Here is a 17,522-nt window from a genome sequence, read left to right on the forward strand (position 1 = left end):
AATAGGAACGATCATTCCTAGAACGATAGTTCCCTTTCTGGTCCCTAATCCGTCATGGATCTCAAGGAGATCATGGCGGTCAACATGCGTCGTCTGCGCCATGACCAGAACGTGACGCAGGAGGAATTGGCCGCTCGCTCAGGACTGAGCATGCGTTACGTCGGATCGATCGAACGCGCCCGGGTCTCGGCCAGCGTCAGTGTTCTTGGTCGGATCGCAAGTGCGCTAAATGTGGACCCGTGTGAGTTGATCAGAAAGTCGGGACGGTGAGTTGGCGCGGGAATCACAATCGAACTTTCGATGAGTGGCGAGATCACACGCGGGATTAGGTTGCTCCAGTCGCGACTATGACAGAAGTTGCATTGCGAGCCGGGCGGAGCCCGGCGAGCCGCGCCGTGCCTCATAGAGGCGCGCATGTCGATCCGGTTACTGGTCGACGGATGTTCTTATGATATGACAATCCGGTTGATGTGGCGGACCTGAAAGGCCGCGCGGCGAGACGTTCGCCGTGCGGCCTTTCATTCGTTCACGCCGCCTTTTCCAACAATGCCTTCGCCTTTCCTTCAAGCTCCAGCCGGCTATCCTGATGCGACTTGGCGCGGGCATGCGCTGTCATGCCTTGCACAAAATCGAAGATGCTTTCGGGTGGGTGACCTTCTTCCTGCAACACAGCCTCGATGATCTTGCCCGTTTCGCCCTTAGAAAAGCCGCGCTTGCGCAGGAAGCTTTCGCGGTCCTCGGCGGTGCGGGCTACAATCTTCTCACGCGCGGCCTTGATGCCGGCGATGAACGGCGCGGGGCTTGAGTTCGCAAAGCTCGTCAAAGCGGGCGCTGCCTCATGGGCAAAACGAAGTGCTGCAAACTTCGAATGCCGGATGCTGATTTCCTCAAACCCTTCCACGCCCCACAGATTGCGGTTCATGCAAACGGCGCGGAGATAGAAACTCGCAATGCCCAGCGTCTTGCTGCCGACCTCCGAATTCCAGCAATAGAAGCCTCGGAAATACAAATCCGGCTCGCCATTCGGTAGCCTTCCGGCTTCGATCGGGTGCGTGTCATCCACCAGAAACAGAAACACGTCGCGGTCGCTGGCGTAAAGCGTGGTGTTGTCCTTGGTGATGTCCACGAATGGGTTGTGAGTCATCGTCGCCCAATCCAGAACGCCCGGCACCTTCCACATGGTGTCACCGGTGCCATTGCCCGCGATCTTCATAACGGCGGCGACAAGCTCGTGATCCCAAATGCGGCCATAGTCCGGGCCGGTCACCGCGCGAAGTTCAGTGCGTCCGTCCTCAGTCTCAAGGGTCTTCATCAATTCTGCCCGAGGCTCAAAAGGCCGTGCTGCAAATTGATGCCTGCCAGCGGTGCGGGCAGCTGGCGCATGTAGGTGGCCGGTGCGCTGACAAGACTGCAAAGCTGGCCAAAACTCCAATGCGTCGGCGCGATTGGCTGCTCCTGTCCAGGGACGATAAGCGAAAGCCGCTCTGCATTGTCGCGGGTGGCTTCCACGCGCACCGCGCGACTCTCGACGGTGCGGGCGGTAGCGCGGTCCGCTCTTTGCTTCACGGCATCATAGAGCTCGGTAAGGCTCAGATAGCGCTCGTCATCGGGACGCGAAAACCATTCGGAGGAAACTCGTCCGATCCTCTCGCCGCGCGAGATATCCACGCGAAAGCCGCTGGAAATCGCCTGCTGCCGGGTGTTGCTCTCGCTGTTGATAATGGTGGTCATGTTCATTGTGCTCACTCCTTTTTCCGTCAATGCCGAAGGCATGCCCCTCGGCATGCCTTCCGGGGGCGCGAGAGCGCGCGGGAGTGATGGGGGCCAATGCCGGCGCGCGGAGCCGGGTTGCACGGTCGAGCGGAGCGGATGGAAATTGATGGCCACCGTTGCTGCTGTCGGCCGCTTTGCGAGCCTGCGGCCCTGCTCTGCACAGGTGGCGTTGGCGGGGAAGCGAGGGGAAGTTCCTCGCTTCCCATCGGGTCGACAAGGGTATCCGCAGTCGATCGGAACGATCAAAGCGAAGCTTACTCTTATAATGTTGTGCAAGAGATTTGGATTTTACAGAGAAACGTACTATTTGCCTCGGTGGCGGGACGGGGAAATCAAACGTCGCTCAATTCGTCTGACACAATAAGAGGAAGTTATATGACCACTGCTCTCGAACAAGACGGCCAACTGGATACCGTGTCGATAGCGGCCGACATCGTCGCCGCCTATGTGTCGAACAATCCATTGCCGGTCGGCGAGTTGCCGAAGTTGATCGGCGATATCCATGCCGCTCTGAAAGGCATCGGCACTGCGGCGATAGAACCTGTGATCAAGCAGGAACCGGCAGTATCGATCAGGAAGTCGGTGACGCCGGATTTCATCATCTGTCTGGAAGACGGGAAAAAATTCAAATCGCTCAAGCGGCATCTTCAGCATTTTAATCTGACCCCCGACGAATACCGGCAGAAATGGAATCTGCCCTCCGACTATCCGATGGTGGCGCCGAATTACACGGCCACCCGCTCGGCCCTGGCAAAATCAATAGGGCTCGGGCGCAAGGTGGTTGTGCCCACACCTGCCGTGGCAGAAAAACCGAAACGGCCTGCTCGTGCGGCAGCAGCGACGACGACTGCGGCTGCCATCAAGTCGCCGGTGAAGAAGACGCGCAAGGCATCAGCAAAAGCCTAGCGCGCTGCACCTGACAGACGTGCCAGGCTGTGTTGGACCTGAACATGGCAATGCCCCGCCTTGCGGCGGGGCTTCGTGTGAAGTCGGATCACTCTGCGGTGCGGCGGGACCAAATAAGCGAGAAGTCGCCCTCCGTGTCGGTCTCGACCAGGCTCGCATAGATCGGAGCGGGGAAGCTGGGATCGTCGAGCTTGACGGAGTGGTAGTCGCGTCCCTCGCGCGAGGTCTTCTTCCATGCCGCCCCGAACTCGGTGGCGCCGGCGAAGATGCGGAAGTCGGGACCCTTTTCATTTTCGCCATCCGCCGGAGCGAACGTCACTGTCTTGACATTGAGGTTGAGGGTCTTGACCGAGCCGGAGAAGCCGTTCGCGGTGCGGGAGAAAGTGCCGATCGTAGCCATTGTGGTGGTTCCTTCTGTTTTTCTCGGGCCGCGCCCATCGCGGCCTCGATGGTGGTCGTGAGACCGGGGACGATCGGTCCGCACCCCGAAGGGGCTGAAACGAAGTGGAAGACGATGGCGCGCGGCTTTCTTGAATCGCGAGGAATGGACGCGCAGCGGACAGGGGAAGAAAACGCAGCGCCGTCGTTGCGGGAAGACGATCGAGTCTGAGTGCAGCGAAGGCGGTCTTCGGTCAGACCCAATCCAGTCGAGGACGCCGTGGGCGTGGCTTGGAAAGAATACGCCGAAGGAACGCCACAGTGGCTAAGATCAGTCACGGCCATTGTCGCTTGCGCCGCTGCGCTTCTCTATTTCGGTCAAAGACGCTTCCTCACGCGCCAGCGCGGTGTTGGTCCTACTCCAACCAGTGAAGAAGGGACGTCCGATTTCCCTAATCTTTGGGCTGAATCGTCATCGCGTTCGGGGCAGCTCCGAAGCGGCCAATTGATTGCTGAGGGCAGCGGCTTCCAAGCCGCCAAATGCCGTGACGATTTCCTGTCTCAAGTCGACTGGATGCGAGCCCGGTTGAGATCGAAGTCGAGGAGATTTTCATCACACCCAGTCCGCCGCAGCAACGCCGAATGATCCCGCTACGCTAAGCTACTCGGCGCACGGCGAGGCATTGCCGGGAAAGGGATGCCTCCGCCCAAGACACTTGATGCAGAGGCATGGGCCACACGGCAGGGCGTCGTCGCGCCGGGACGATATTTGCCTCAGAGGACATCATCAGGATTTCAACGCTTCTAAAACGTCGTGCCGTCGAGGTGTCCGGGCGCCCCCCAAGGGGGGGGCCCAAAATAAAGAATATGACGCCCGCGCCCCCCGGGGGGGGCCGGCCCGGGGGGGGGGAGACGGGGGGGCCGGGGGGGGCGCCGGCCCCCCCCTTGGGCGGGCCCCTAAAATTCTCCAATCCCCGCCGGGCCCCGCAGGGGGGCCCCGGCCCGTTGCGGTTCACTCGGCGGCGACGTTGAAGGCCTCGGCTTCCTCGGCCGTATCCGTCTGAGCGGGTTTCGGCTCCAGTTCGGCAGGGTCCACCGATCTGGCATCTACTGTCTCGTCCTGCTGTTCAGCGGACATCGCAGGTTGCTCTGTCCGCAAGACCACAGGCAGCCATCCGGTTCCCGCGAGCAACTGCTCGGCAGCTTCCGCCATCGGCTGCTTTTTCAGGTCCGACAGCCTTTCGGCCGCCTCTTCGCTGGCAGCTTCGCGCACGGCATCGAGGATATGCGCCTTGGTGACGCGCCCGAGATAGGTCCGGACGGTCGGCCTCCAATGTGCGGTCATGTCGAGATTGACCGCTGTCGCCAGCCTGTTCGCAGTCTCGTGGGCGCGAGGCTTGCGCTCCCAAGGCTGCTTTACGGCATTGACGGTGAGCGAGGCGCAATGGGCGAACAACGCCATGACGCTGGCGTGGTCGAGTGAGGCGATGAAGCCCAACAGATCAGCCACATCGCGAGGCATGTCCGCAGCCCATTCCGCATGTCGATCTGCCAGTGCCTTGCCCGCCGCCGTATCCTCGATGCCGTCAGCGTGACCGGCGAGATAGACACTGGTTGGGCGGATTTCGAGACAGTGGGCTTCCGCACCCTGATAGAAGGTCTGCGCGGCAAGCGTATGGGTCACCGCGACAAGGGCGATGTCCGGCTGTTCGCCAAGCGCAAGGCGAAGCCCAAGCGTCCGATAAGCGGTCAAGTCGCGAATGAGAAGGTCCGACAACGGCTTGCCGTCGTCCTCCGCTTCTTCGTCGCTGCCCCCATCGGAATCCGAACCGCTGCCGTCTTCGATGATCTCGCCATCATCGTTGACGGCGTAGTCCTCGCCGTCTGACCGCGTTTCCGCTTCCGGTCCCGCCTGCTCATCCTCGGCGCGGATGAAGCCACGTTCGATGCGGGCCGTTCCGTCATGGGCAAGGACAACGAACACGCCACCACGCGCAACAACATCGGGATCGAAGGCGTGACGCAGGGCGTCGATGCGCTCGATCTCCGCTTCAAGCCTGCCAAAACGCTGATGGACATCGTCCGGCAGTTCCTCAGCGCTATCCCATTCTTCCGTGAGTCGGTTGAACTCGTCGGATGCCATTGCGAAGGCAGCTTTGTCTTCCTCTGACAAATCCACCGGTTGCGGGTAGGTGCGTCGCAAGCCGTTTGCGTGCGGGAAGTCGATATGGACATCTGCCCATTTCCAGCCTTCGGCCTGCCTGGCGGTTTCCGAGATGCCCTGCAGCTTCTCGATCACCAGGCGGTCGAGCAGTGCGGCATCCTCGTAGAACCCACCACGATCCTCGCTGAACAGATCGCGCAGGATGGCACCGCCCGCCTCCATGTAGGCTTCCGCGCCTATGAAGAGGGCGCGGCGATCGTTCGCCGCGACATGCGCCCGCGTCAGTTCGCGGCGAATGATGTAGGGCTCGCGATTGTAGGAGAGGTTTTCGAAAACCTGTTCCTGCCGGGCGTGATCGTCAGTGATGGCAAACGCCATCAACTGGTCGAGGCTCAGGTCGCCATCGCGGTAGACCTGTATCAGCCTGGGGCTGACCGCGCCGAGCCGCAGGCGCTGCCGCACGACATGCGCGGTAATGCCGAAGCGGGCGGCGATTTCCTCCGCACCCCATCCGCGTTCCTCGTGAAGCTCACGGAACGCCTCGAACTGATCTGCGGGGTGCATATCCTCGCGGGTGATGTTCTCGTCAAGGCTGATCTCGTGCGCATCGTTTACGGTGTCGATGACGCAGCGGATCGGTTCGGTCTTCTTGATCTGCTTGCGCTTCACGCGCAAAAGCTGCGCCAGCCTGCGGCCTTCGCCGATGCTGACGAGATAGAAGCCGGTTTCCGTCCCCTCTCCGTCAAGCTCCGGTTCCACCACAAGGTTTTGAAAGATGCCCTTGGCCGCGATGCTGGCCGCGTAGGCTTCGATGATCGCCTCGCTGTGCGGGGTTTTGCGCGCATTGCGGGGCGACTTCTTCAACTTGTTCAGTGGAATGAAAACCTCTGTGCCGCTTTCGCTGGCAGTTGCGGTCTTCGCACTCGTTTCAATGGTCGTCATGGTTATGCCGAAGGCATGCCCCTCGGCATGCCTTCCGGGGGCGCGTGAGCGCGCGGCAGAGAGGGGGGCGAATGCCGGCGAGCGGAGCTGGGCTGCGCGTCGAGCGGGGCGGATCGGATCAGTTCAGTTCAGAAGGCGATATTTATATACCGCCTTGCGAGCGGGCGGCCTCGCTCTGCGCAGGCGGCACTCGCGGGGGAGAGATGGCCAAGACCATCTCTTCCCTCTTCAGGCTCACTGAATCTGGGGCCAGTCAATGCGACAGGATCGGTATCGTTCTCGATGGTCTGAGCACGGGGTCACCCCTTCAGGTTCATCTCAAGCAGCCGTTCCAGAATGTCCAGATCAGACGCGTCACCTGAGAGGCCGACTGTCGACAGGAGAGCCGCATCCAGTTCGGCAATCAGTGGGTGTCCGACCCAGGACCCATCGTATTCCTGGTTTCGCAGTGACCGCACGCGATCGCCGAGGATCCGCGGGTCTCGGTCAAGCATTTCAACCATATCGTCGATCGGTCCGGCATTGGGCGCCAGCCGGAGCTGTGACGGGCTGTCGGCCTCCTGATGCAGTATCATGAACACTGGCGGCACTGGGACAGTCTCGAATGTCCTGGTGATCGAGAAGCGGGACGACCAGCTTGTCGACCTTGAGAGCGTCGCCCGCGCCCAGACGCTGAAAAGTCGGGACGTGAAAAATGCAGGTACCGACCCGTCACCGTCGATTATGAACAGACGTTGGGCGGGTACTTCGTCGACCGCAAGTTCAGCCAAAGATACTGGCAGCAGGCCGTCCTCCATCACGAAGCGTCTGGCTCCGTCCCGCGGTGTTGACCAGGCTGTGCGAAGGTCACTGATCCGTTTTGCCGCCTGATGTGCTGATGAGCGACGTTGGGTAACAAGGCCAGCAAGAGCCATGGCCGCCCTGTCGCCCTTGCGCGTTGCAGCGCTCAACGCCGCAGCTGGAACAACCATTTCGGCGACCAGACCGTTTTCCACGATGGAGGCACGATATCGGCGTGCCTCGGCAAGGAGCGGCGAATCGCCGGCAGAGGACCTCCAGGTCGCGAATCGATCCAGCGGAATCCGGACGACGTCCCGTGGGTCGATACCACGCGTAGCCAGGCCACGATTGCGTGCTCGACGCTGCAGGGTTGGAAGCCCGATTTCCTGGGGCAGAAAAGGCCACAGCACCCAGTCCTGCATGCCAAACAGGCCACGCAGCGACTCTCGTTCGGTATAACGCACGGCGGCCCAGCCAGATTGTGCGGCCGCCCGCAGCAACCGGACCGTTGGAGCCTCGGCGGTAACCACGACGCCAAACGGAGCCGACGATTTCCCAAATTGGAAGGCTGCAGCCAGGTCGGGGTGCCGAAGAGTCTGCGCCATCGAGGCAGGCACGACAGAGTGCCGGAGTCGGTCGTCAAGTTCGGGTATTGGCGCGTTCTCGATGTCCGCGACAACCGCACCTGCGAATCGGTCAAAGTTAAGCCTGTGGCGGCGGATCTCCCCGACGCCTTCTCCCAGCTGCAGACTTGGTCTGGCTTCTGAACGAACTCCGAAGTGGAACCTGAAGAGCGTCTCATCATCGTCATCCAGGCCACCCAGGCCTGCTGCTGTGACTTCGGAGGCCATTCCCAGCGGCAACTGCCGTCCTTCATGCGTTTTCAACGTGAAGGACAGGACAACTGGCTCGTAGCGAGGGGTTTCGCTGTTCAGATAGGGTAGAAGCAGATCGTTTCCTGCACAGAGCACTGCTGCGCCCGTAACAATGTCGGCGATCCGCCGGTCAATCGACCGTCGCGGATTGCCGGACCAGAACGGCGAGCGTGCGGCGGCGGTATCAATCAGACATCGGAAAGGTATGTCAGACAGCGGTTCGCGGCCGCCGCCAACAAGTGTGCGAGACGGTTCCAGGGAAGGCAGCGCTGGAGCGATCAGAAAGATGCCAGCCCAGTTCTGGCTGAACTGCGCCAAAATCACGTCTTGCGGTTTTGAGAAACGGCCCTTCGAAAGAGCTTTGTCGTCCACAAGCCAGATCACCACCCCATAGTGTCGAAAATCAGGGATTGAAGATTGTTCTTCAATGACGTCGATCACCGGCTGCTCGCTGGAGACGGACTGTGGACCACCACGGGATTCGCTCAGCCGACGTACAAGGTAGTGGGGAAACTCGACATCGTCGAGCTTCCATACCGGCGCCCAGTCTGGTGATGAAAGGTGTCTGGCAATGCTCCGGGCTCGTGGTCCAGAAACGATGATCAGGATGTTCACCGAGCCGGCGAAATGCTGTTCGGGCTTGCGGCCATCGCCGGCTGTCTGTGGTTGCACGGCTGCCGGTTCAACGTCGGCTTCCTCAAAACTAAAGTCATCGAGGCTTACGCCTATTTGGTCAGCCAACTGCCTGTAGTTCTCAGCCAGCGCATGGAGGCGCCCCGCTCGCGCCAGAGCCGTCGAGATCGCCTCAGGCAGCACGATGCGAAAATTGCCGTCGTGCGACTCTTCGACATCGATTTCGCGCACGCTCGTCGGAGGCTCCTTCGACAGATTGGCTGCAAGGATCTGGCGACGTGTCTCCAGCACTATCTGCTGTCGTATGAGGGTGTCTCGAAGCCAGGTTGAGGCTTTGTCTCGCCCATACCGCTCATCAACGTATGAGAAGGCCGAGCGGACAATCGCGCGCGTATCGAAGCCTTCTGCCGACAGAGCAAGGTCGAGCAGGGATATGGGCGCCTGATCAACAAGATCCGGGATGTCCGGTTTGAGTGCGACGAGGATTTCACCTGGTGTTCCAGCATGCGCGCCGCCTGACCAGAGAAAGACGTCTTTCCAGGAATCTCCCCGCCGCACCGTTCGCTGCAGCCCTGCCGGTAACAACTCGACGACATCCGTTTCGAAGATCTCGAAGCCGGTGATCTTTCCAGCATGATCACCGTTGACAGAGCAGACGGCAGTATACCACGCGTTCGGCAGCGGCCCGGTCGCGTAACAGGGAAGCGCGAAACCGTGCTCGGTGAGCGGCACATAGCCCGCGAGCAGAAGCTCCTCCGGGCCCTGATCCTCTTCGGTCATAGATAACCCATGTCCTTCAGCCACGATCGCGTGATTGCCGCGATCTCGTCCTGAAACTCGTCCGGCATTGTGTTGGGCTGCCAGTCATAGACACGCGTATCGATACCATGGTCCTCCAGGAGCTTGATGAAGCCCGCATTCGGACCCGAAGGTGTTTCAAGGTACTGCTTGGGGAGAATGGCAAGCAGCACATTGCCTTTCACGTCGACGTCATGGTTCGCAGCGATCTCGATCGCCGACGCACGCTTGTCATGCTGATTGCTGCCTGCCCGGCCCATCCGTGCAATGTCATTGTAGCCCCGAGTGATCGTTTCAAACTCGGGTACACCGTCGAGCAGATCGGCGCGGAGCTGGCCGTCGAAGTAGGCCTGTGCCGTCCCGAACGCCCATCCGACATGTCCTGCGCCAGCGGCATGGGTTGGTTCCAGCTCGTAGTCTTCGAGGGGAATGAAGGGATCCGCCTGTCGAGCAAAAGCGCCATTGACGGCGCCACCTGTGTCAAACGGATAGACATGATGGGGATTGGGGACGGCTTCCGGCGAAACGACGAAGACCACGGGAAAGCGATTGATCTGGTGTGATTTCGTACCGCCGTCCTTTGCCCGATATGCCGGCCTGAGAACGAAGAAATACAAAAGGTCACGTTTGAAGACACCGCAGGCACTTGTCTGAAACTTGCCGCTCTTGACGATCTCATTTGCCGTCCAGACAGCCGTTACATGGACAAGTGGAAGCTTCTCAGGAAGCGTCCCCCGGCTCGCACGCTTCCGCAGCGAACGATCCGACGGCACCCCTCTTCGCCGGTTCATGCCTTTGCCACGCATCCCTGTCATCGGCGTTTGCCGTTCTGCCTGGCTGACTTCAACTTGAGCTCAGTTCGCCTCAACCGTCGCCTCCTCGGCGCTGGCAGACGGAAGCACACCAGCCTGCCGGACGGTCGAAAGGGCTTCGAGAGCGAAACGCGCCTGCTTGACCGAGGGCTTCTTCTCCCACCCACCTGCTGCATAGCCTGCCATCGTTCTGCAGATGCCCGCCAGTTTCCAGTGCAGAACCTTGGTCCGCTGGCCAATTTCAGCGGCCTCCAGCCACGCGGAACTGTCGACCTCCGTGCACTGCCGAATTCGCTCGAAATCCTCGACTGAGAGCGTCAAGGGTCTGGCATCGCCGTCGACCGAGGCGGCTGCATTGGCCAGTTCGGGGGGCAGAGGGTCGGCAAGTTCGGGCAGACTGTTTCGCATTGCCGTCCAGCAGTCCTCCTTCTTGAACCATTCGCCTGGATTGCGTTGCCCCGCGGTCGTTCGCAGCAACACATCGACCTCGGGCGCCCAGTTGCGAATGAGATCCTCCATCTCGGTCGAAATAGCCTGGTTCCGCCAGATCGATTCGAAATCGACCCGCCCACCTGCCCGCTGAGATATGCTGGCAACGATGTAGGCGACGATCTGCGCGCGGTAGGCCGGAAACTTCATCATCCGCAGCACCCGTTCGGCTGCGCGGTAGAGGATCGCGATTGCGACCAGACGCCGGAACCAGGCCGCATCTGGAGGTGGAGGTGGCTGATCTTTCATCCGCTGCATGAAATACTGAAAATTCTTCTGCCCTCCGAGACAGACCCTGTAGGGCAGACCACCCCAGGCGTTCAGGTATCTGGCAAGATCGAGCTTGCTCAGGCGCCGGGACTTGGGAGTCTGTGCGCGGAAGTTCTGCTGATCCGTCTTCCGATAGGATGCCTTCTGTTCTGCCGCCAGGTATGAGCCGCGCGCGCGTTCGTAGAACCAGCGGCCATTGCCGCTCTCCAGCCAAGCATTGTTCGCGAGCGTTTCGACTTCCTGATGGAAAGGGTCGTTCGCCGAGAAGTCGGCGGGCTGGATCGTGTTCTGACGGTTCGCGGCGCGGGAAACGGATCCGACCATCGAACTCAGATCGCCATCGGTTACGTGGATGATCTTCACGGGCACTTCGACGTCGGTAAGTTTTATGCTCTCCTTGACGCGTGCGCGGTGAAGGGAAGCAGTCGTCTGCCCTCCGTTGACGATCTGCAGCCCGCGAAGCTCGCTGATGAGTTCACGACCGGCAGCATCCTTTTCCAGCACGATGTCATCGACAGTCGCGACGATGCCATTGTTGAAAGCGAGGAACATGGACGGTTGATCAGCGATCGTCTTTCGCAGTTCGGCATTTACACTCCTGCGCCCCTGGATTCCGAGAAATGCGCGAACGTTCAGCTCGAGCAGCTTGACGCCATAGCGATGATAGATGCGCGACAGAACTTCGCCTGGAATGACCGTGAGATAGGCTTCGTAGCCACCACCCTCGGCGTGGACGTGCAGACAGGGCAGAGCTCTGCCCGCAAGCTGGCGCAGATCCACGGATATGTCGGATCGTGTTTCGCCCTCACCAAGAATGCGATGCAGTCGAACGATGTCGAAGGCGTCGTGCTCAATGGGCCTTCCCGCCCATTCGCCGTCCTTCGGCAGCGCCGACGCCAGGATACCATCCGTCAGGAGAATCAGGCGTATCGAGGTAATCCTGGTAGCGGCGCGTTCGATTTGCCGCGCGAGATCGCTGGCATCGGTGTTGGACGGCTCGAGTTTGTCCGCCAGACCGTCCATTGCCGCCCTCGCGAAGCGCAGGGCACGCTCGAAGGCACGTGTCGCATCGGCGGCTGAAATTCGGGCGGGGGGTATGTCGCCGCTGTACAGTGTGGTGAACAGTTCGAGCACGCCGCGTTCCTCATCCAGTGTGTAGCCATCGATTCGATAGCTCGCGCGCCCAAAATGGCCTTCCTGATTGAGGTCGAACGCAGCTTCCAGCTGGCCCACCTCTTCGAGCCGTTCGAGGACCATCCGGGTGAACATTTCCGAAGAAAACAGTGTCGGCGCGTCCGGGCTGGACACCGCATCTTCAACGTCTGATGCGAGCGCCTGTGCGAAATTCTGAAGAGTATCGTCCATCAGCTGTTCCTGTTGCAGTAGGTGGCACACCCATCCGACCAGGGCGAGGCGAATGACTGCAATGGCCCGAGTTCAATTGCGTAGGACGCCTCGATGATCCCCGCTGGCACGTCCGAGCGGTTCAGGCGCGGAAAGGCTTCGGTCACGGCATAGGCGGTGATCTGCTGGAGAGCCGTGCGCAGACCGGATCTCGCAGCGGTGTCATCCGGCCGAAGACCCCGCCGCAGCAGTGCGTTGGAGAAGTCACGCCTGGAAGCCTCAGTTTCCAGGCGTGAAGAAATGGCGTCGATCAGATCGTCCACACGTTCTCCAAGCGGCGTCTCGAACAGGCGCACGTGGAGCAGACAGAGTTGATCCAGGCCTGCTTGATCCAGCTGGTCAAGGGTCGAAATTCGTACTCTCGATCCGGCTCCCAGGGTTGTCTTTACTTCAAGCGCCTGCCCGGCATTCTCGAAATCATGGACTGCGTCATCCGGCGCGCGCCACGTCGCGACAAGGGATGGCCGCCGCTCCACGATCGTCTTCATGACACAGAGTTCGCCTATCAGCCCAATGACCTCAGAGCGGCTCATGCCACCTGCCAGTGAGCGTAGAAAGAGACGCCAGGCATCGAGCCTGGCAAGCACCAGCTTCAACCCGTCAGCAGCGGTGTCGGCGCCGGCAAAGCTGAGCACGTCGGCGCACACTGCTGCGAAGAGCTCGCGGTGAGCTGGCTCTTCCAGTGAGAGAACCATGCATTGACCACCGGCAGCGGCCGCCCGAAAGAAGCGCATTCCTCCGACTTCGAATTCAGCGTCGCCGACACTGGATGGGTCCGGCAGATCGAAGAGCAGGCATGGTGCAGTATCCAGCGCGCGCAGGGCGACATGAACATCGAGATGACTGGCTGGATCGATGCGAACGCTGACAAACTGGCGCTTTGGGGTGCCCCCGGCAGCCAGCCTCGCCCAGACCAGTTCCAGATCGGCGGCCATCACGCTCATCGCCGCGCCAGCTCCTTTTGAAGGACGGTGTTTTCCAGATAGATCCGCCGACTGGCCGTTGCACTTTCGGGAAAGCTGACCACCAGGCCAATGACGGGACCGTCGGTGTCCACGACACCGTCCTCGTCCGGATCGAGTGGATATATGATGAGCATTCCTGACTCAGGCCGGCGGCCACGGATGTAGCGGATGTCCGGCCCGGCTGGTCGGCTGGACGGGGCCATTCCCACTGCAGCGCGAGCAGCGTTCGTCCGGTCGAGTGCTGCTGCGAATTCAGTATCAGAGAGATCGAGTGCTTCATCGGGCGGGTTCAGGATCGACTTGACGATGTAGCGGTCAGCTGTGCGCCGCTCTGCCAGCGGGCGTCTGATGACACTCTTGATCCTGTTCCCCGCCACATCGACAAGGCGCCCGTCGCCTGCGGGGACGAATACCATCCAGCGGGTGAGCTCTGGCTGCGGCTGTCGCAGCTGGTCCTCGACGTAGGCCGCCAGCTGGACCGCCTCGATTTCCTTGTTCTCAGGCGGAAAGCTCATGGTACGGAGGTAGGCAGCAACCATCTCGCCCGTCACCTGTCTCCAGACGAGTCCGGCGGCAGTGCCGTCGCCGCCGGGTCGGTTGACCGAGCGTTCGGCGACGCCGAGCGTCTCGAGGAAGGTATCGGTTGCTCCGGCATTCTGCTCGAGCCGGCTCTTCTCTGTGTACATGACGGTCTGAATTTTGCCCTCGCCAGCGAAGCCAGTTCGACGTTCGATGGCATGACGTTGCTTGTTCGATGCCGTCACACTCATCACGCTGTGCGTCTGAACGCGCAGGCCATAGTCCTTCGGTGTCTGAAGCATCAATCTCATGTGCACGAGTTCAGCCCGCAATTCCTGACTGGCTGTCGCGACGTGGCGGAACCAGTCCTCCATGTCCGGCGTGGTGTAGAGCCGGCAGATATCGGCGAACCCGCGCCTGTAGCCAAACCAGCGCCCCATCTGCAGAAGGCTGTCATACTGCTTTGTGATGCGAAGAAAGTAGCTCACCGTGAGCCCTTCGAGAGTCAGGCCACGCGACAGCTTGTCGCCGCCAATTGCGATGACGGACAAGCCACTGTCCTTGTAGCGGTCGTAGTCCAGGTTCGCCTTTGACCGGCCATTCGCGACGATGACCTGGATCTTGTCATTCGAATCGGCAAGCCTGTCTCGCACCTGCGACCAGGTGAGGTGAATGGTCCCCCTGTCGAAGACGGTACCGGCAAGCGCTGCCGTGGTCGGCACAAAATCGGACAACCAGAGTGCTTCAAGCTCGGTCAGGGTTTCAGCATCGCCGCCCGATACACGGGCACGGATATCGTCCAGATAGCGCAGGACGTGGGCATGGACCTGGTCATGAACGTCAACGAATCGCGACACGTGGATCAGCATCGAATTGTGAGAGGCTTCCCTGCCTCGCGCCGCTCTGACCGCGCATGCGAGCATGAACGACCGGATCGCTTCCTTCAGCGATGGCGGAAGCTCATCCCGGCCATCGAAGCGTGGCCGAAGATACCTGTCGTGGGCTTCGGGAATCCAGTTCTCTGCCGTCTGGTTCACATGCCGGATCAGCGGCAGACCAACATTGTTGCCGTCGCTGTTGGATCCGAAGACCGCCACAGGACCGAAATAGTCGTCAGGTGGGGTGAGAGAGAAGATGAAGGTCGATGGAAACAGGTCTGCACCGTATTCGTCAGCCGTTCTCTCGTCGTGGATCAGAATGTTGGCGAAAGGGGTGGCGGTATAGGCGACGTAGGCAGAACGCGCAAACGAACGCAGCAGCTTGCGGATCTCGCCATTGATTCGTGTCGGGTCGTAGTCTTCGTCAAAGCTGCCGTCTGGCAGCGTTGGCTGGTCCTTGGTATCGATCGATGCCTGGTCGGCTTCGTCGTCGATCAGCAGCAGTGGCGCAGCTCGGAAATCTTCGTGCAGCTTGCGGATCCAGCCGTTGAGATTGCGCAGAATGGTCGCATTCTTCTTGACGACGAACAGGCAGGGTTGATCGAGGGGAGCAAAGTTGGCCTGACGTGCAAAGGCTACATTGAAGTCGCCGGTAGGCGAAGCGAGCGTAAGGCTGCCGACATTCAGCGCTGGCGGGATGAGACCTACGCCGACTGCCTTCATCTGGCCAGCGCCCAGCTGCTCCGGCTTTGTATCATAGCCGAGGAAATCGAGTTCCAGACGTTGCTGGGTCTGGAGGCGCAGCAGATTGTGCATCCCCGCGAGAACGATGACCACGCGATAGCCCGCATCCACCGCGCGGTTGATCACGCCAGCATAGTGCGCCGTCTTGCCGGACTGGACGTCGCCGACGACAAGACCCCGCCAGCTCCAGGGGCCCTCCCGTTTCGGGTCGTCCAGCAGTTCAACCACACGGGCAGTGCTGTCGCGCAGTTCATCGACCGAACGGATAGGCCAGTCATCCTCTGAAAGCTTCTGCAGGTAGCGGGTCATGAACGGACCAGGTTTGCGGCGCTCGCCGACGTACCAGTCCGCTGGCACGTTGTCCTTGTCGATGACCGCGACTGCGGGACCCTGCTGGACCACATACGCTGTCTCAAGAACCTTTACAGCTTCCTCCAGCTCGATCTCACTGAAGGTGTGGGCGGTCCGTTTGGCGACCATGGGACTGACGAGGTCGATGGTCTCCCGGATTGCCGTCCTTTCGATAGGCTGTTCGTTCGTGGACGTCAGGAGTTGCCGAGCCATGTTGATCAGCGTTTGCCTGGGGTCGCCGCTCATGAGGGCTCTCCGAATCTCGAAAGCACGGTCGCGCGGAGTGCGGGGGCGTCCAGGCGGAGTGTCCGCAGCAGCGAGTCCAGCACCTCCTCGGGCTCGCGGTCGGATGCTGATGCTCGCAACGCCGTTACGAGGTCATCGACCAGGGCGGCATCAACGTCGGCTGCCGTCGCTGGAGTCTCCGCGCTCTCGGAGACGTCCAGCCAGATGCGCTCGACGGGTACGGATCTCTCGATGAGACTGAACGCTGATCGAGCCAGGCGGGCAGCCCCCGTGTCACTCTGGAGAAGACTGGCAATCACAGGGTTGTCACGGTTGATCCGGTAGCGCCGCTTTCCAGAAAGATATTCTTCCATCCAGACAGGTGAGACGGCCATTGCGGTCTTTCCGGTGCGAACCTGACCGCCTCGCCAGGCAAATACCTCCCTGGCGGTCTCGCGGCACGCTGAACCAATGTTGATCAGTCGCGCACGGAGATTCGCTGGCGGTCGCGCAGTCGCCTTTCTGATGTCGATCCGCCACGCGGAATCGACCCTCTGAGGGAGGTCGACGGCAATGCGCGCAAGACGGCTGCTCTCTTCCTTTGTCCATTCCCGAAGAGATCCCAGACCGAGCCAGTTGCCCGCAACGATCAGGCGCTTGGCCCGATAGATGTAGAAGCCCTGCCGTTCCGCCCAGCCGCCGGGACCTCCTGCGGCGACGTATTCGCCGTCGTTGGCGAAACGGTCCCGGTGGGGGAGTACAAATGGTGCCACATGTACGGCCTGCGCACCGGCGCCGACCCGCCCCGCTCCCAGCCGCTGTGTCGCGGGATGGGTGCGAAGCATTGGATCCCACCCTTCCACATCACGCCCGTTCACCACGATACGGATGCGTCTGGCGTCGAGGCTGAGAAAACGGTGAAAGACCATCGCGAAGTGACTTCGAATATCCTGGAGTTTCGCGAAAAAATGCCCCTTGTCGAGCCCGAACAGCCCGCCGATCTCATCCATTCGTTCCAGTACGACAAGCGTGCCGGAAGGACGCTTGTCAAGGGCCGGCAGATGGTCGAATTTCTGTGGCAGCAACCCGACGCCAACAGTCCAGCGCCTGGTGCGAAGCACGTCATCGACATCCCAGGTCCTGCTGTTCGTTTCGCCGTCGCAACGGCTGAGCACCGTCAGGCACCGGCATTGCGAAAGCGATGCCGTCTTCATGCCCAGTCCAAACCGGCCAAGGTCGTCAGGCTTCCTCTCGACGTCGGGACCATTACCGCCAAAACGCATGGCGGATTCCAGGTCGGCTGACGTCATTCCTCGGCCGTCATCGAGCACGCCGATGCGCATCTCACCGTCGTTCCAGTCGATGCTGAGCTCGATCGTCTGCGCCTGGGCTGCGATGCTGTTGTCGATCAGGTCGGCAAGGGCGGTTTCAGGCGAATAGCCAAGTCCGCGCAGCGACTGCAGCAGTGCCGCGGGAGTCGGTGCGATCTCTACAGGTTCCAACTCACTATACCCCCTCCATCCCTCCCCGGAGAACCCGTCTCCCGCCAATCAGGATCATCTGCCACCCCGACCGGCGCTGCGGATGCTTTCCCATTGTTTCAGGCGACCGCCACT

Annotated in this window: 10 protein-coding genes and 1 pseudogene; 2 read left to right on the plus strand and 9 right to left on the minus strand. The window is 60.8% G+C overall.

Annotation, left to right across the window (positions count from 1 at the left end):
- Window positions 1-54: 54 nt before the first annotated feature.
- Window positions 55-270, plus strand: a complete 216-nt coding sequence (locus NKJ90_RS08135; RefSeq protein WP_352485883.1) for a helix-turn-helix domain-containing protein — start codon at window positions 55-57, stop codon at window positions 268-270.
- A gap of 256 nt (window positions 271-526) precedes the next feature.
- On the opposite strand, the pseudogene NKJ90_RS08140 reads toward NKJ90_RS08135, so the two are convergent.
- A pseudogene (locus NKJ90_RS08140) lies at window positions 527-1,731 on the minus strand (DUF932 domain-containing protein).
- Window positions 1,732-2,148: 417 nt separating this feature from the next.
- On the opposite strand from NKJ90_RS08140, the gene NKJ90_RS08145 reads away from it, so the two are divergent.
- On the plus strand, window positions 2,149-2,679 hold the full coding sequence (locus tag NKJ90_RS08145; protein ID WP_352485925.1) for a Ros/MucR family transcriptional regulator: 531 nt from the start codon (window positions 2,149-2,151) through the stop codon (window positions 2,677-2,679).
- Between the two features lie 88 nt (window positions 2,680-2,767).
- Here the strand turns inward: NKJ90_RS08145 and NKJ90_RS08150 are convergent, their stop codons facing one another.
- The 8 genes from NKJ90_RS08150 to NKJ90_RS08185 form a co-directional block, all read right to left on the minus strand.
- Window positions 2,768-3,079 carry a DUF736 domain-containing protein gene (locus NKJ90_RS08150; protein WP_352485884.1) on the minus strand — a complete coding sequence of 104 codons (312 nt, stop codon included), beginning with the start codon at window positions 3,077-3,079 and terminating at the stop codon, window positions 2,768-2,770.
- Between the two features lie 990 nt (window positions 3,080-4,069).
- Window positions 4,070-6,163 (minus strand): ParB/RepB/Spo0J family partition protein, encoded by a 2,094-nt coding sequence (locus NKJ90_RS08155; protein WP_352485885.1) that lies wholly within the window; start codon window positions 6,161-6,163, stop codon window positions 4,070-4,072.
- 299 nt (window positions 6,164-6,462) lie between these two features.
- Complete coding sequence (locus NKJ90_RS08160) at window positions 6,463-9,231, minus strand: hypothetical protein (RefSeq protein ID WP_352485886.1); 2,769 nt, start codon at window positions 9,229-9,231, stop codon at window positions 6,463-6,465.
- Window positions 9,228-9,788: a hypothetical protein gene (locus NKJ90_RS08165; protein ID WP_352485887.1), complete on the minus strand. Its 561-nt coding sequence runs from the start codon at window positions 9,786-9,788 to the stop codon at window positions 9,228-9,230. The genes NKJ90_RS08160 and NKJ90_RS08165 overlap by 4 nt, the downstream gene beginning before the upstream one ends.
- Before the next feature lie 315 nt (window positions 9,789-10,103).
- A complete protein-coding gene (locus NKJ90_RS08170; RefSeq protein WP_352485888.1) occupies window positions 10,104-12,185 on the minus strand; it encodes an AIPR family protein in 2,082 nt (693 codons plus the stop codon).
- Window positions 12,185-13,168 carry a PD-(D/E)XK motif protein gene (locus NKJ90_RS08175; protein ID WP_352485889.1) on the minus strand — a complete coding sequence of 328 codons (984 nt, stop codon included), beginning with the start codon at window positions 13,166-13,168 and terminating at the stop codon, window positions 12,185-12,187. The genes NKJ90_RS08170 and NKJ90_RS08175 overlap by 1 nt, the downstream gene beginning before the upstream one ends.
- Entirely contained in the window at window positions 13,165-15,927 is a 2,763-nt protein-coding gene (locus tag NKJ90_RS08180) for a Z1 domain-containing protein (RefSeq protein ID WP_352485890.1), read from the minus strand. Before NKJ90_RS08180 ends, NKJ90_RS08175 begins: the two co-directional genes overlap by 4 nt.
- The gene (locus NKJ90_RS08185) at window positions 15,924-17,408 is read right to left on the minus strand and encodes an ATP-binding protein (protein ID WP_352485891.1); all 1,485 of its coding nucleotides are present in this window, start codon (window positions 17,406-17,408) and stop codon (window positions 15,924-15,926) included. The genes NKJ90_RS08180 and NKJ90_RS08185 overlap by 4 nt, the downstream gene beginning before the upstream one ends.
- Between the last annotated feature and the right edge of the window lie 114 nt (window positions 17,409-17,522).

Origin of the sequence: Mesorhizobium sp. M0051 (assembly GCF_040323235.1) — a bacterium.
In the GTDB taxonomy this organism is placed as follows: Bacteria; Pseudomonadota; Alphaproteobacteria; order Rhizobiales; family Rhizobiaceae; genus Mesorhizobium.

Bases quoted from the DNA above. Each gene is read 5' to 3' on its own strand.
- NKJ90_RS08135 (WP_352485883.1), top strand. From the start codon at position 55: ATGGATCTCAAGGAGATCATGGCGGTCAACATGCGTCGTCTGCGCCAT.
- NKJ90_RS08145 (WP_352485925.1), top strand. From the start codon at position 2,149: ATGACCACTGCTCTCGAACAAGACGGCCAACTGGATACCGTGTCGATA.
- NKJ90_RS08150 (WP_352485884.1), bottom strand. From the start codon at position 3,079: ATGGCTACGATCGGCACTTTCTCCCGCACCGCGAACGGCTTCTCCGGC.
- NKJ90_RS08155 (WP_352485885.1), bottom strand. From the start codon at position 6,163: ATGACGACCATTGAAACGAGTGCGAAGACCGCAACTGCCAGCGAAAGC.
- NKJ90_RS08160 (WP_352485886.1), bottom strand. From the start codon at position 9,231: ATGACCGAAGAGGATCAGGGCCCGGAGGAGCTTCTGCTCGCGGGCTAT.
- NKJ90_RS08170 (WP_352485888.1), bottom strand. From the start codon at position 12,185: ATGGACGATACTCTTCAGAATTTCGCACAGGCGCTCGCATCAGACGTT.
- NKJ90_RS08175 (WP_352485889.1), bottom strand. From the start codon at position 13,168: ATGAGCGTGATGGCCGCCGATCTGGAACTGGTCTGGGCGAGGCTGGCT.
- NKJ90_RS08180 (WP_352485890.1), bottom strand. From the start codon at position 15,927: ATGAGCGGCGACCCCAGGCAAACGCTGATCAACATGGCTCGGCAACTC.